The organism is Mesotoga sp. Brook.08.YT.4.2.5.2., assembly GCF_003351125.1.
Taxonomy (GTDB): domain Bacteria; phylum Thermotogota; class Thermotogae; order Petrotogales; family Kosmotogaceae; genus Mesotoga.
Genome location: NZ_JPGZ01000040.1, coordinates 1 through 14,856, shown reverse-complemented (window position 1 = coordinate 14,856; position 14,856 = coordinate 1). Strand labels below are relative to the sequence as shown.

Annotated in this window: 10 protein-coding genes and 1 pseudogene; 2 read left to right on the top strand and 9 right to left on the bottom strand. The window is 45.5% G+C overall.

The genetic code is table 11. From position 1 onward, the window contains the following. The first annotated feature begins 34 nt into the window (after positions 1 to 34). Both Q502_RS15115 and Q502_RS14420 read left to right on the top strand, forming a co-directional pair. A complete protein-coding gene (locus Q502_RS15115) occupies positions 35 to 367 on the top strand; it encodes a TipAS antibiotic-recognition domain-containing protein (protein WP_375614299.1) in 333 nt (110 codons plus the stop codon). Next, on the top strand, positions 289 to 483 hold the full coding sequence (locus tag Q502_RS14420; RefSeq protein ID WP_219724920.1) for a TipAS antibiotic-recognition domain-containing protein: 195 nt from the start codon (positions 289 to 291) through the stop codon (positions 481 to 483). Before Q502_RS15115 ends, Q502_RS14420 begins: the two co-directional genes overlap by 79 nt. A gap of 835 nt (positions 484 to 1,318) precedes the next feature. On the opposite strand, the gene Q502_RS10310 is transcribed toward Q502_RS14420, so the two are convergent. The 9 genes and pseudogenes from Q502_RS10310 to Q502_RS10265 form a co-directional block, all read right to left on the bottom strand. Then, a complete protein-coding gene (locus Q502_RS10310; RefSeq protein ID WP_181456413.1) occupies positions 1,319 to 4,390 on the bottom strand; it encodes an amylo-alpha-1,6-glucosidase in 3,072 nt (1,023 codons plus the stop codon). Between the two features lie 10 nt (positions 4,391 to 4,400). After that, positions 4,401 to 5,432 (bottom strand): glycoside hydrolase family 172 protein, encoded by a 1,032-nt coding sequence (locus Q502_RS10305; protein WP_207759723.1) that lies wholly within the window; start codon positions 5,430 to 5,432, stop codon positions 4,401 to 4,403. Between the two features lie 37 nt (positions 5,433 to 5,469). Continuing rightward, a complete protein-coding gene (locus tag Q502_RS10300) occupies positions 5,470 to 6,306 on the bottom strand; it encodes a carbohydrate ABC transporter permease (protein WP_102818726.1) in 837 nt (278 codons plus the stop codon). 15 nt (positions 6,307 to 6,321) lie between these two features. Continuing rightward, complete coding sequence (locus Q502_RS10295; protein WP_181456412.1) at positions 6,322 to 8,592, bottom strand: carbohydrate ABC transporter permease; 2,271 nt, start codon at positions 8,590 to 8,592, stop codon at positions 6,322 to 6,324. 55 nt (positions 8,593 to 8,647) lie between these two features. Beyond that, positions 8,648 to 9,949: a sugar ABC transporter substrate-binding protein gene (locus Q502_RS10290; protein ID WP_102818723.1), complete on the bottom strand. Its 1,302-nt coding sequence runs from the start codon at positions 9,947 to 9,949 to the stop codon at positions 8,648 to 8,650. A gap of 45 nt (positions 9,950 to 9,994) precedes the next feature. Further along, the gene (locus Q502_RS10285; protein WP_112109459.1) at positions 9,995 to 12,184 is read right to left on the bottom strand and encodes an MGH1-like glycoside hydrolase domain-containing protein; all 2,190 of its coding nucleotides are present in this window, start codon (positions 12,182 to 12,184) and stop codon (positions 9,995 to 9,997) included. Next, positions 12,174 to 12,911: a FadR/GntR family transcriptional regulator gene (locus Q502_RS10280; RefSeq protein WP_181815882.1), complete on the bottom strand. Its 738-nt coding sequence runs from the start codon at positions 12,909 to 12,911 to the stop codon at positions 12,174 to 12,176. The genes Q502_RS10285 and Q502_RS10280 overlap by 11 nt, the downstream gene beginning before the upstream one ends. A 714-nt stretch (positions 12,912 to 13,625) precedes the next feature. Then, positions 13,626 to 14,345 carry a hypothetical protein gene (locus Q502_RS10270; RefSeq protein ID WP_102818718.1) on the bottom strand — a complete coding sequence of 240 codons (720 nt, stop codon included), beginning with the start codon at positions 14,343 to 14,345 and terminating at the stop codon, positions 13,626 to 13,628. Positions 14,346 to 14,523: 178 nt separating this feature from the next. Beyond that, positions 14,524 to 14,856 (bottom strand): annotated as a pseudogene (locus Q502_RS10265) (transposase); the annotation flags it as partial.

The following is a 14,856-nucleotide window of genomic DNA, read 5'->3' as shown; positions in this document are numbered from 1 at the left end:
TTTGCTCAACACTCTTGAAAGGACGCTCAAAACTATGAGAGGGGAAGATTCGATGAGTCAAAGAGAGAAGTTCAAAGGATTTGATTTCTCTTACAACCCATATGAAGAAGAAGCTAGACAACTTTGGGGTGACGAGACAGTCGGAAGAAGCAACGATTTTATCGCATCGAAGAGCGATCGGGAGAGGAATGACATGGAGAAGACACTAGATGAGCTATTTAGAGGGCTAGCGGAGATTAGGGACGAAGATCCCGATTTAGCCCGCGCGCCCAGGAAGCAATCGAGAAGATGTATAATACGTTCAACGAAAGCTTTGAACATTACTACACCATTGAGTCGGTTGCCGCCTTGGTACAGATGTACGTGATAGATGAGCGGTTCAAAGTGAACATAGATAAGTTCGGTGACGGCCTTTCAGAGTTTCTTTCCAGGGCAATGCAGAGATTCGCCGATCGGCGCCTTGAAAGTGGTCGAGAGCAATAGAAACTCAGACTAGATGACTTTGAGGCCGAAGACTATTGGAGTATCCTCAGGTTCCAAACATACATCGCGCGATTTCCTAGAACAGGTCCTGAAATTGGGACTCGCAGTTTTTTCCAAATAGTCCAGAGTTATTTCTTGTGCTCATTTTCGCGTTTAGACGCATTGAGTTGCAGATATTCTCTCCAAGACTCAGGTCAACTGAACTGGCACTTCCTGATCTGTCGTGAAAGACCCTGATTTTCGGAACGGTCGTTATCGGCATCATTGTGGTAAGCTATAATTCAGATGCATAGCTAATTATACGGTTGTCTCTTGTAAGCGGCACATTATTAGGGCCAGAGTCGAGATAAGATCTGACGAAAGGACTGACAGCTATCGATGAAACCAGGTGGTTGATTACTCCTGAATATGCATGAGGGCGTCAAGAACAGTACAATTGATAGGAAAAGAGCAAAGAAAAACAGTTTGAGTTTCATTGTGTTTCCACCTCCATGAAGCGCTGGTGCTGAGATAGGTCGAAATTGCAGAAGGAGGCAGGTGCCAACTCATGAAGTGCCCCTCTTCACTTCACAGGCCAAATGCTGAGCACAACAAAGCCAAATAAGTGAGTTCATCTATTCGAGAACGTCTTGTCGAGTAGATCTCAGAACTAATGATCAAACAAATTGCATCTGGCTATGCGCCAAAAGAGAATCTAGTGGGGAATTCATTGAAGCGAAAACACTGCAGACTTCAACAAATAGTCGATTTCTCGTCAACGCCACAACTACATACTATCAGACTTCTCTTCCTCAGCAGAGGTGAATCTACAGTTGTCGCCTTTTCGCGATACTGTCTAAGCATTTCGTGAATGAGCCTTAAGAAGAACAGTCACCGTTTTGTATGAATTGCTCTTATTACCCTTCACGATGAGTTCGTTGCCCACAATATTGGCGTTCTCGGCTTCAATTTTCCTGGATGCCATAATGGGAATGGAAGTAATCTTTCCCGGCGATCTAACAATCAGCTGCCAGTAGTCAGATTCCGATATTCTCCTAATTGATATTATCCTGGGTTGTGAACTCTTTTTGCCTTTGGTGAGCTGTGGTTCAACTGGAAAGATCAAGAACGGGGCTGTATAAGTAATAAAAATGTCCAGCTTCTTTCCCGATATACTTGTGTCAAGTTCAACTCTCTTTGATGTGATTCCGTCGACGGTTCTTACGGGAAGCGGTTCGTTGTTGACAGAAATCCCAACATCACTTGATTGTTTGGGTATCCACGGTGTGAAACGTACAGAGAATTCCTTCTCCATATGTATTCTAAAGTGCTGTGTCACTTCTATCCAGTCACTAATCAGTGTCGTACATTCATATGACAATGCCAGACAGTTGCTCCCCAACGCTAGACAGGGAGCTTCCACTCTCCTGAGGTTCAACGGTATTGAGGGCTGAAAGTCAATGATACCCTCGATCATGTTTGGAGCGAAGCCAAGCACACCTTCGTAGAAGGGTTGAAATCCCATCGTTTCAGACCACGCCTGATGAGGACATATCCCGGAGAGTTCATAGGTATTTCCGTGTAGAACTTCCGGGATATACCCTGATGAGAAGTCCTTATTTGTGTATAGATTGGCAAGCATGTGATTGTGAGCGTCAAGATCCGCCCCAAGTCTGAACTGAGCCAAAGCAGCCCAACCGGTAAATAGAGGCCAGACGCTTCCCTCATGATAGCCTTTGGGATTGAATATCCCTGAGCTCTTCCCTATTATTCTTACCCCCCAGTCGGTGGAAAAGTCATCACTAGCCAGATCTTCGATCTGGGCGGAGATTCTTTCGTGAGGCACACAGTTGAAGATCAAACCCATTGAAGACATAATCGTTCTGAATTTCATTTGCTTTCCCGCTTCATCTATTCCCAGGACAAAACCCGTCTCAGGATCGTATAGTTTTTCGAGGCCAATCAAGCATCGTTCTTGTAGATTTGACAAATGAGACTTAACCCTTTCCTCTCCAAGATAACTGGAAAGCATTTCTATGCCCCTGAGAGCTGCAATCCATATGCAGTTCAAATAGAATGAGGCCTTTGCGCCGTACAGTTTTCCCCCTTCGACCCAGCCGTGGCCAGCAATAGTGTTTTCAATAAGACCGTCACCATCTGAATCGGTTTCTGAGCAGTAGTCTAGAGCTTTCTCTATTCTGCCCCAGTTTTTCCTTGCGAATTCTATGTCGCCGCTCTGCAAGCAGTACCTATACATCGCGTAAAGATAGAGGGGAGTGGAGTCGGCAGCGTCATAGTGAACAACATTGCTGGTAGTGAGTTCATGATAGATCTTTCCATCGATTCTCTGGAATTTCATTAGAAGTTCTAGATTCTCTTTGACGGTGGTGAAGTCTCCACTGTCGAGAAATGCCAGTGAGCACCAGAGGCTGTCTCGGCCGAAGTACCAGGCGTAGCCGGGCCTCGCACTGAACCAGCCCGGTCTACTTGAAGCATATCCAGCTACAAGGCCAGTTCCAAGATTCGGTACGGTCACTCTGAACTTGATTGCTCCAATTCTTGCCATGTCAAGAGCCTCATTGAGTCTTGAGTCATCTGTTATGATCCGCCCCTTCTCGAGGTACTTCAGGTAGAATTCGTTGGCCTTGATTATCTCATCTTGCATATCGATTTGCTTCGGGAGCTCTTCGTCTTCGATACATGAGATCACCGAGAGCACGGCCGTTCCTGTCACTTTGCTACCAATCGTCACTGAGATCTCTTTGTCAATCCTATCCAGAGATAGTGATGATGGACTCGAGAAGATGAACAGACTCTTGATCTGGCCGTCCTCGGTCTTAAGAATGAACCCGTTATCAAGTTTGGTGAACCGTTTTTCTCCGTTGAAAGCATCATCCATTGGCCACATTATCCTGAGATCAGATTCGATACGAATATCAATGCTGTGTTCTATGTAGTCGTAGAAATCGAACTGCAAGAACAGATAGGGGTTCTCTAGACTACAGAAGACAGTTATCTCTCCGCAGCAAAGCTTATATACGACTCTTTCGGGTGTGTAGAGAACCCTATTGAGCGCTTCTGACAAGTGTTCTCCATCTATAGAGAACTCCATGGATCTAAAGATTCGGAAGGGATGCACCCACACTTCTTCAATTCTATGGACAGAGAGATTTGCAAGAATACGTCGGCCTGTGGAATTGATGTAACCTCTTGCGTTTTCGATTTCCATAGACGGAACTGGCCAGTTAGTCACTGACAAGACTGATGGAAGTCTTTGATCTGAAGTCTCTGAAGTCTGAACAAATACCGAGTCCGATTCTATCCAGTATTTGCCTTGTCTGTTAGGAGAAAGCATCCAGAGGATGCTGTTCTCGATGAACCTTCGTGCTTCGGCATTATACGGATTATCGGGTTCCTCAAATGAAAGATAGCCTCCTATAGAGAGAACTGGAAAGCCTCCAATATCATGAAGCCAAATCAGTTTTCTCTCCCTAATATAGCTTATATATCTTTTCTCAACGGCCACTACCTTTGCTCTACTGCCAAGATAGTAGAAGACATTCGGTATCTTTTCAAGGCCGTTGAGATGGATGCTGTAGAAGCCTCCAAACAATCCTTCAAATAGAGGGTGGTTCTTATAGCATTGAAATCCCCTTTTGTCCCACGGGGAGCTGTCCATAAACACTCTTCGCTCTTCAATAGTGCCGGCATCCTCTACCCCAAGCGTTTCAATCATTCTGACGGCCTTTCCTATCAGAATTATGGGTTTGGCGCCTATTGAGGGCAATAGAGATTTCAGATCCGGTACGATGTTGTTCAGTATTATCAGTTCATTCTTATCGCAATCAACTCTCGCACTGGTTTGGTATCCAGCTTTCTGAATAATCTCAGCGAGGTGGTTCCCTTTCTCTTCAATGACACAGATCATCTGCAGTTTCTTACCTCGACCACAGTTCATCCTGAGAATATCTCTTTGAAAAGTCCAAGTGAGGCTCCCTTTGATACCAGTAAGCTACTGTGGCAATATCGTCCGTCAAGGGCTGGAATGCCCCGTCGGGATACCAGCCAAGCGCTTGCACTGTTACTCTGATTGAGTTGTTGAACCGTATGGGATCAGGAATATGCCAGCGATAGAGGCCGTGCCTGGGAACCTGTCCCTCATCTCTTTTCCATAGGGGGTAACCGCAGAAAGGAGCGGAGAAGGACTCACCAAAACACCATGCACCTCCAAAGTAATCTTCGGTTCCCGTTGTACAGATACTTGGGTCTTCTTCACCGTCAATGAAGAACTTGACTTCTCCCTCTCCCCACCAGCCATTTGAGAACTGAGTCCAGGAGGCAACCGTGCCCACATAATGACCTATGCCGCTAACACAGTCCAGGATTACGTGTTCCGGACACTCTCGAGTGGTCATCGATCTTCTCCATTCTGCATGGAAGTATGCGGCTGATTCAGGTATACTCCCCAGTGAGTAGTCAATCTGATAGAAGAAGTTTTGAAAAGGCTTTGGAGAGAGGTTCTCGACTTCAATTCTCGCACAGTTTTCGAAAGGCATCGGCCAGTAGCAGTTGAATCCGCCCGATGGATTTACCGCCACAGGAAGCGAGTTAATATTGTATCTCAATCCGTGAGTACAACCAAAGAAGTCTCCTAGCGGAGCTTCAACTGAAGGAGATTGTTCCCCATCCCAGTAGAACCTTATCAGGCAGCTTCTGTATGCGTTACTGTCAACGGTTATCCAGATGTGCCTTATAGTACCGGGTCCCTCAATTCTTGCCAGTTCGACTCTTCCCGTTGCTGGAAGCTCGATACAAGGTCTGACTTTCCACCCCTGTCCCAGCTTTCTTGCAGGCCCCTTCCCTTCAGGACGTTCAAGAGCTCCTCCGGAAACACTTCCGTCGGGATTCTCCGCAGAAATCGATCGTGAGCATTCGTTTTTGATCTCACATATGTCACCAAAGAATGACAAGTTGATCACCCCTTTCTTCTATTCTGCCAGCGACTGGCTACTTGTCGTAGCCCGATGTAAGTCTTATTCCCTGAACGATCCATTTCTGGGCGAAAATATAGACCAATATCATCGGAATAGACGAAAGAGCTGCAGCGGCCATCTGTGCAGGGTAGTTTGTTACGTATTGAGAGGAGAACATCGCTACGCCGACTTCAATAACTCGCATCTCTTTGCTTCTCGTAACTATCAATGGCCAGAAGAAAGATCTCCACTGTGAAAGAAAAGTGAAGGTCCCAACTGTTGCAATCACCGGTTTGCAAAGAGGCATGATTACTTTCCAGAATATCTGCCAGGAAGACGCTCCATCTATTCTCGCGGCATCTTCTATGCTGCTTGGAAGGCTAAGCATATACTGTCTCATGAGGAACATTCCCCAGATATTTCCAAGCGCTGGAACTATCATCGCCCAATAGGTATCAACCCAGTTCATCGAGTGCAGGATGATGAATCCCGGAATGAGAGTAACAACTCCAGGGAGAAGCATGAAAGTAATGAATAGTTTAAACATGAAATCTCGACCCGGGAAGTGTAAGCGAGAGAGAGCGTAACCGCCCATCGCTACCAGGATTATCTGGCCAATAAGCACTGCAATTGTTATGAATAAAGTGTTGAAGATATATCTTCCCCATGGTTGCGATTGCCACATTTCCACGTAGTTCTCCCAACGAAGAACATCCGGGATCAGCTTTGGTGGAAGTCTGTACATTTCAAACTCTGCCATGAATGAGAAAGAGATCATGAGAATATAAGGAAGTAGTGTGGATAGTCCGAGAAGAATTAGCAAAGCCATAATTACTACTTTGACGAAAATCGAGAAGAACCTGTTATTCATCTCATCATCTCCTCTCTAGAAGTAAGCCTGCCAGCTCTCTTTGCCAAAGAGCTTGAACTCCACCAGAGTCAGTGCGGCCAGCAACAGGAACAAGATCCACGATTGTGCTGCGGCGTACCCCATTCTCATATCCACCCAGGCAGACTGCCAGATATGATAGAAGACGACATCTGTTGACCTAAGAGGTCCTCCCTGGGTCAAGACATAAATTGGAGTGAAGACCTGGAATGACCCAATGACGCTGGTGACAAGAACGAAGAGACTCGTCGGTTTGAGCAGTGGGAGCGTTATCTTCCAAAAAATTCTTGATTTGCTCGCTCCATCAACTGCAGCCGCGTCATAGAAGTCCTTCGGAATGCCCTGGAGCCCAGCCAGGAATATGAGTAGTTGACTGCCAATAGCAGACCAAATACCGATTATCATCATTGATATCAGTGCGAACTGAGGTGATTCAAGCCAGGCTATTGGCTTTATTCCGACAAGGCCAAGAATGAAATTCAGGACCCCGAAGTCTCGATTGAAAATCCAGCGCCACACGATTGTAGTTGCGACCCCTGCAGTTACAACGGGAAGATAGTAGAGAACTCTCAAGACAATAGATAGCTTCCCCAGCTTGTTTACGGCAATTGCCAGGAGGAGAGAAATGAACATCCCTATTGGAACGTAAATCGAATAAACTGCCGTATTCTTCATTGCATTCCAGAACTTCAGATCTCCGAAAAGCTCAATGAAGTTCTCGAGTCCAACAAACGGCTTAGCTGCATCAACGATACTCCATCTTCTGAACGCGAGGAACAGCGCAAAACCCATAGGACCGACCGCCCACCAGACAAGGTGGACAAGAGCCGGCAGTAGAAAACCATAACCAATGAAAGTTCGTGTTATAAGTTTGTGAGACTCAATGTTTGTCACTATAAAGACGCTTACTATTACCATTACCAGAAGTACTAGAATTGCCCCTATGGAGAAGAACTGAATAGACAAGATAGAGTTTTCTCTAAGAGTCTCCTCGAACAACACAGTGAAATCGTATCCCCCAATATTCCGGCTTGCATATGTGTGAATCACATCATTGACTTTCGCAGAACCGGTTTCTATTCCATTTACTTGAGAAGATGTGACTATCTCGAGATTCGAGATTCTTCTGGCAGTCAGATTAGAGGCGACCACTTCGCCTTCGTGCTGGACAATGAAGTTTGCTCCCGTACTTCGTCTCGATGTGTCAACGAAATCAACGAAGAATCCTTGGTCCCCCTTCAATACTAAATGTTCAACATCATTGAACCAGGCCTTTGCTCTCTTCAACCCAACGCCTTCGCTAATCTCTCCAAGAGCTTCACCAAAGACAAAGAAGGCGAATGAAGCGATCAGTACGATCGCAGGCAGATATGCTGTCAGCCCAAATATCATACGAGTACGCTTATTCAGAGCGGCGTGGGATGCTGCCTTCTTGTAGAATGAGAGCAAGACGAAAACGGCAAAAACGAATGAAGCAAGAGCAGAGATCCACAGAAAAAGCGACAAAGAGGTGTATTTGTCTTCCCAATCCGCATCGGTTGTGAGAGTTGAGAAGAATCCAATTACATCCCAGTTGTCGGAATCATAGACCGCAATTGCGTTTATCAACGCTTTGCTTCCTTCAAATGAGATCTCCGCAGATTCTGGTCTTTGGCTATTTATCGTTTTTCTGAAGAGACTACGAATCAAGTCGTCTTCTATTCTGGGCGAATCTCTGGGAACAGCGAAATCATTTTCGTCACCGAAGTAAACGACGAAATCTCTTTCATACGTTTCACTTGCTTTGTCGAGAAGATCGTCAAATCTGTCGAGAACAACCAGAAGGATATTGTCGTCAAGTAGGCGTATCCCAGTCTGAATGTATGTTTCATCACCATAAACGACGAGCTCAGTCTTCGGATATCCAATCGAAAAGGTAAGATTTTCGAAAAACAGGGAGGAAGATAGACTATCCGGCGCAAAATAACCAAAGTCATCAATCAGGTTGCCTGAGTAATCGAACAAGCCAGCAAAGACAATGTCATCTGAAAAACTCTCGAGTACGGCAGTGACTAATTCTGGCCTCTCAATCAAAGGATCCATCTCCAGGTCGATGTAGGCCGTCAGGTTTTGGTAGTTGAGTTTGAAGCTTCTTAGCAAAGAAGCCTCACTCTCAACCAAGAAGTCATTGAGGCCATTTCTGGCATAGAAACCCAAAATGGCAAATGCCGATATCATCAGAAGGCCAACAAACACCAGTAACCCGACAATGATCTTGTAGTGCCTCAAAGCCATCCCTCCCGGAAAACGAGGGGCAGTGCAGACTGCCCCTCAGATGAAGAAATCAGTTTTCACCCTTTTCGATATACGTGTCCATTGTTGTTGCAGCCCAATCCATTGCCTGCTTGACGGTCTCTCCACCTACGTTCATCCTGTCAAATGCCTCTGCCCATGTGTCTTCGAACTGCGGTCTATAGTATTTCGTCTGAGAACCAACCGGGACTCTTGCAAAATCAAGCATCTTGATGAAAGCTGCGTCGAGTTCGTCCTGAGCTGCCTGTAGCTCTGCGATGTTCTTTATTGCAGATATTGCCAGTCCGCCTTCTAAACAACGTTTTGTTTGAGCAAATTCGCTTGAGAGAAATGCAGCAAGCTTTGTTGCGCCTGCTTTGTCGGGAGCGTTGACAGGGACCGCCCAACCGGAAGCGTAGGTTACGGTTGCTTTGCTTTCAGGACTTGCGTAAGGTATTGGTGCAGCTCCAACAACCAGGTCAGCCCCCTTGGCAATCTGACCTCTGATTGACACGTTGAACCATCTACCTGTGATTACCATCCCCACTTTCCCTGTATAGAAGAGTGCAGAAGTTCCGCCCAAAGAGCTAGCCTCTTGAGGAGAAGGTGCATATCCCTTTGAGAGGAGGTCGATGAAGAAGCCGTAATTATTCACGTTCAGATCGCTGTTGAGATAACCAGATGTCTGAGTGAAGTCCGGGCTGAAGACCTCTCCGCCGCCTGCCCAAAGGAGTGGTACAACAACACCGACCCATGACGGGAAAGCGAAGCCCCAAACGTCGTTCTTTCCATCACCAGTAGTGTCCTTGCTCAAGAGACGAGCGGTCTCTGCAAATTCCTCCATTGTCCAGCCATCTTGAGGAGGATAAGGCACGCCAAGTTCATCAAAGACCTTCTTGTTGTAGAATATACCAATTGGGCTCGTGTCCTTTGGAAGGGCGTACAGACTCCTACCCGATCTGAAGATGTCGACAAGTACTGGGAAATACTCGTCCAAGTTGGTGCCGCTTGCACCTTCTCTGCTCAGCCTGCTGATGAAAGGATTGATGTCTGTCAAGTAGTTGCCTTCGACAAATGCAGGAATCATCTCGGCATCAAGCAGAATGACATCGGGTGGAGTTCCCGCTCCGATGTCGGTCAGGATTTTCTGGTAATAGTCGCCTGGAACCGGTTCGTAGACTACCTCATACTCCGGATTCAGCCTCATGAATTCGGCAATGATTGCTTCGTCAAGAGCTGCTTCTTCAGCGCCTGCCCAGGTCGTGACTCTGAGCTTGGTTGCTCCCAGTACAAGTGAAGAAAGCAAAATCAGAGCAATCACAAGAGAACCCTTCAGATATCTTACCTTTTGCATACTCCCACCTCCATTTTGATTACCTGTCCGCTAGAATGCGGGTGATTAATTGATTACAGTTGTTTTCCCGCCAAGCTGAACTTCAACCGCGCCATTATTCGAAACAACTCTAACTTGCCTTCCTGCAACCTCCAGATTATCGATCTCGAAATCAAGGTCGAAGGGAAATGGATCAAATTCGATTCCATTCTCAGAGATATCAATGCCTACAACGTATCTGATCAGAAGATCGATTACCCATGAATGCTGGTAATCATCGACACCTCTGTAGATACTCGGCCTTCCGTTGAAAGGGTTATAGTGTTCAAAGCAATTCGGTCTTCTTGGATCACCGTCAAAGAACATCATTTTGATGAACTTCTCGATAATCTCAACAGTCTTTTCGCGAAGGAGTGGGTCTTTGAATCTTCTTGCACATATTCCTAGAACGTCTACGATATGGCTGTTTGTCATTGGCCATACTCTTCCGTTCCAGGGGCAGTTGTGTCTTTTGCCTTTCCATTCGGCCCATTGACTGAAGGAGTGATCATCTAGACTTGTTGCTGGTACTGGGAACTCGGTCCAGAACTCTGCTGGATTGAGCAGATGCTTCTTGAGACCAGGAATGTGAGACTCATCTACGATATCCGTTAGATAGGGATAGAAGCATACTGCTGCCTTCACTCCCGTTCTCTTGAAATTGGCTGGATTGACATCTGAGAAGATTTCGTAATCCGGATCCCACATTGTTTCAAGAACGGCCTTCTTCGTCTTCTCGGCGCTCAATTTGAAACGGCTGCTTTCTTCATCAAGACCGAGAATTCCCGCCATCCAGGAGAGCGCCTTCTTGAGGTTGTATACATAGACTGTTGCATCTACGCCTTTAAGCCTTATATTATTTGTCCAGCCGTACCTATCAGACATTGGATCAACGGCAGTGTATCTGCTCATAAACTCCTGTCCTGTCTCGAACTGATCGACTACATCATAGAGTCCGGAGTTCTCCTGATCTCTAGATGAATCGAAGTAGGCTAGATACTTCTTTAGTGGTTCATAAATCCTGCTTATGAAATCAATATCTGGGTGAACACTATGTAGATCCCGAATCGCCCTCCCCCAGTCGGCGTGGTAGAAACCGTTCTCCTGAATCTGGTTAACATAGATATGACCTACGAACGCCCCATCTTCTTTCTGATTCTCCAAGAAGTTCAGCAGACTCCCTTGACCAATACTCGGACTGTTGGACCAGCGAGTTTCCAGGATATGGCATTGTGCGCTGTAAGTGATCAGTGCTCTGAAGTAGTCGAGGCCTTCGGCAATTGCCGGATGCTTCATAAATGACTCGCTAACCTCGCTTGTGAACAGTTTTAGTCCATACCACCTGTAGTAGTAATATGTCTGCATGAATGGATCACTAACGCGAAACTGAGGCAACGATGCAAAATACCGTTCCCAGGTTTCCGTGCTCTTTTTAACAGGATCTATACTGAGCAGCCTTTCTCCTCTCTCAATAACCTCTTCTCCACTTTGCGCGGCACCAAGACCACAGACAAATACAGACTCGTCCATCGGATCGATAGTGATTCTTCTGTGAACGCCCATGTAGAGTAGTCCGTTTCTGTTAATGCCATTATTGACGATTCCGGCCAAGAGCCCTTTCTTGCTAAGTTTCTCGTAGAATGGAGTCAATCTGAAATTCGGGATGTTGGCCGTTCTCTCCGAAAAGGTAATGTTGTAGTTCTCCATGGCTTCAAGTGCTAACATCACCTCTGACTCGATTGGTCTTCTGTTTGGTTTGATGAGTTTCTTTCCGAAGAGAATTCCGTTTTTCGCAGGTTCTGCATGCGTTATATCTGTCTCTAGATCACTCTCAGAGCACTGCTGGGCTGTCCAAACCACAACATCCAACTCGATCGGTTCCTCGCCCATGTTCTTGAGCGTTACTTTTGAGAGAAGAAAGTCCTCTTCTAGCAAAGCTTTCTCTTCGATCAACTCAATATTCTCAGCCGAAAACCTGCTCTTAAGAACCGCCGGGTTCCATGTCCTGTCTACGCACCTGAAATCGATTGGGATTCCATTCTTCATTGTGCTGATCGCATAACCTGGATCAATTCTCATGTCAAAGTAACTCAGAAAATCCCATGCTCCCGGACTATCGAGAAACAACGGAAATGGAGGAGCCCATAGGAGCCTGTTCCCCCCTCCTAAGTACCATTTGTCATCTCTTTCAAGAATCTTCAGTACATCAATCTTCATATGAGTCACTCCTATCAACTCCCTGGCAGTTATGAAGCAGTTCCCGACCATAACCAGTTAGGTCAACTATGTCCTTCTTGTCAATCTCGATGATCTGATCGTAGACTCTCAGTGCGCCCTTAACGTCTCTGGATGCTATTGCCTCATAGAGGTCCTCATGAAGAGGCAGTCCGGCATCTCCGAAAGTATCCAATCCAAGTGGCGACTTCCACAAGATCTCAAGTCCATCAAAGACCACGTCGAAAACCTCCTTGAGGAATCGATTGTGAGAGATCTCAAATATCTTCTTGTGGAAGGCAGCGTCTGTATTTGCGAGGTCATGCTTGTCTCTTATAGCCTCTAGAAGTTTTTCCATACAGCGAGAAAACTCTTCAATATCACTCTGACTTGAATTGGATATTGCGAGAGCTATCGCAGATTTCTCTAAAGTGCTTCGGACTTCTATCAAGTCAAATATATCTCTTGCGCTGTCTGTCTCAATCTCAAAATTGACATTGAACTGAATTCTTAACTTCGTTCTCTTTAGAACAAAAGTTCCGCTTCCGTGAACGGTTCTGGTTATGCCTTCATATTCGAGAACCCTGAGCGCTTCACGCACAACGGTTCGACTTACGCCCAATCGTTCAGTAAGTTCGAGTTCCCCTGGAAGTCTCTCTAGATCCTCGAGGACTATCATTTTCTTGAGCTTGTTTACTACATCTGTCGCGGTTCGTCTTCTTGCTTTCATAGCCAATTGACCTACCTCAACTTGATTTGTTGTCTACTCACCAGACAAGTTATTAATCATATTTTATTACCTCAACCATTGAATACTTCAGACGTACTATAGCTGCCTGCGTTTCGTTAGGTTTATTTGCAGGGGATTATCTAAGAAAACGAATTCCATCTTTACCGAGAGAAATGTTGTTGTCAACAACTATGACTTGAGTATTCTGAAGCAAGAAAAGACTTTCGCGAAGAGACAAGGTGAAATTCATCGCAATCAGTTGACCAGCTCCTATGGTCGGACGAATAACAGAACCGAAATCAGATGGTTCGCCTACTTCCAAAGACAAAACAGTACAACTGATGCATTTCAGGAACAGAGGGATCATTACGGGAAGACTCATTAGCTTGACATTATTGAACTGCAATGATAGTCCAAGCCGAAGAATATCTCTTGCTTGAGGTCGATACCTTTTCTTCGTTCACTCTTAACAGACAGAAGGGCCTCGCATACTTGACGAGCGCTATGGTGTTTACAAAGAGCCGGTAGTCTCACTACAAATATGTTCGCCTCCGATAACTAGTAATCACTACGCCGGCCTTAATCGCAATGAACCCGACTACTGTAAGTGTTACTGGAGCCCAACTGCTGTTATCCTTCTCATTCATTTGCAAGAAAGCAAGAAGCCGGAGTCAAGTTCACTCTCCGGCTTAAGTAAGCGGTTTTCGAAGACAACTACTTGGCTAACATCTTCTCCATTACTTCAAGTGCCTCGTCAGATAGTAGAATCATGGCCAATCTTTGAGGTGTGATTCTGTTCTGCAAATTATTCTGCAGTGTCTCAGGTCTCCTGTCGGTAATTCTTTCAGAAACTTGCTCTTTGACAACTTTCATTCTTTCCTGAACATCAAGATTCTTCAATCGCTTCTGAGCTTCGGGCGGGAGATTCTCCAGACGATGTCTCATCTGTTCCGCTACATCGGGAAGCTTCTCTTCAATTCTTTCTCTCATTTCATTTACTCTGCTTGTGCCTATGCGGTTCGAAGCTACCCGTTGCTGCAAGTACGCGGCAAGATTTTCACCTTGCTCGATAGTAATTATTGATTTCAGACCGGCTAGATAATTCTCCATTATGGATTGCGTTCTAGTCGCAAAAGCTTCTCTTTCTGGAAGAGGAGCAATTTCACCTGAAATTGCCTCCTCGAGAGTGCTCTCAAGAGTATTAGTAATCCTCTCTTTGAGGCCTTCGAGTTCCTCGCGAGTGGATTTCGCAAGATCGTAAATCTCCTGAAGCTGCTCAGGAGAAAGTTCAACTGCGTTTAGCACATTTGCTATCTGAATCTGGCGCTGCAGTTTCAGAATATCTTTATCTACTCTGTTTCCGAAATTTGGAGCTGCAGTAGCGACGACCCCGAAGATCAACACCAATACCGAAACAACTAGTATCTTTTTCATTCTTGTCACCTCCATATGAAACTAAAACAATTATAGAAATCAATAAGTGGAAGGAATGTGAAATCAATCGATGAAGCCAACTATCGATATGAGAAAGAGCTCATCATTGACCACATATCTTCTTTATTGTTCGATCATCTCGTTCCTTTGTTCTCCTAATTTCCCGGACAAATTATACCTATGACTTTGGTTGAATCTTCAGACTCTGGAGTATTTCACGTTGTGGTTTGGTAATCTCGGTAAGGATATGACCGTACTTGCCTGAATATCGTACCAGAGTTAATGTTTCCATCTCGAGAAGGAGTTCTCGGACGGTGTATTTCTCTATGAGTTTTGTATCACGCATTTTCTTTCTCAAAGCACTCATAAGGATCAAGGCAATGAACTGAACAAAGAGTCTGCCATCCATAGAAGCAGCACTGTGAATGCGCAGGCGTTTCATGTCCAGCTGATTCTTCAAGTCATCAAAAGACTTCTCGATCGTATCCTTATTTCGGTATACCCTTAGTGC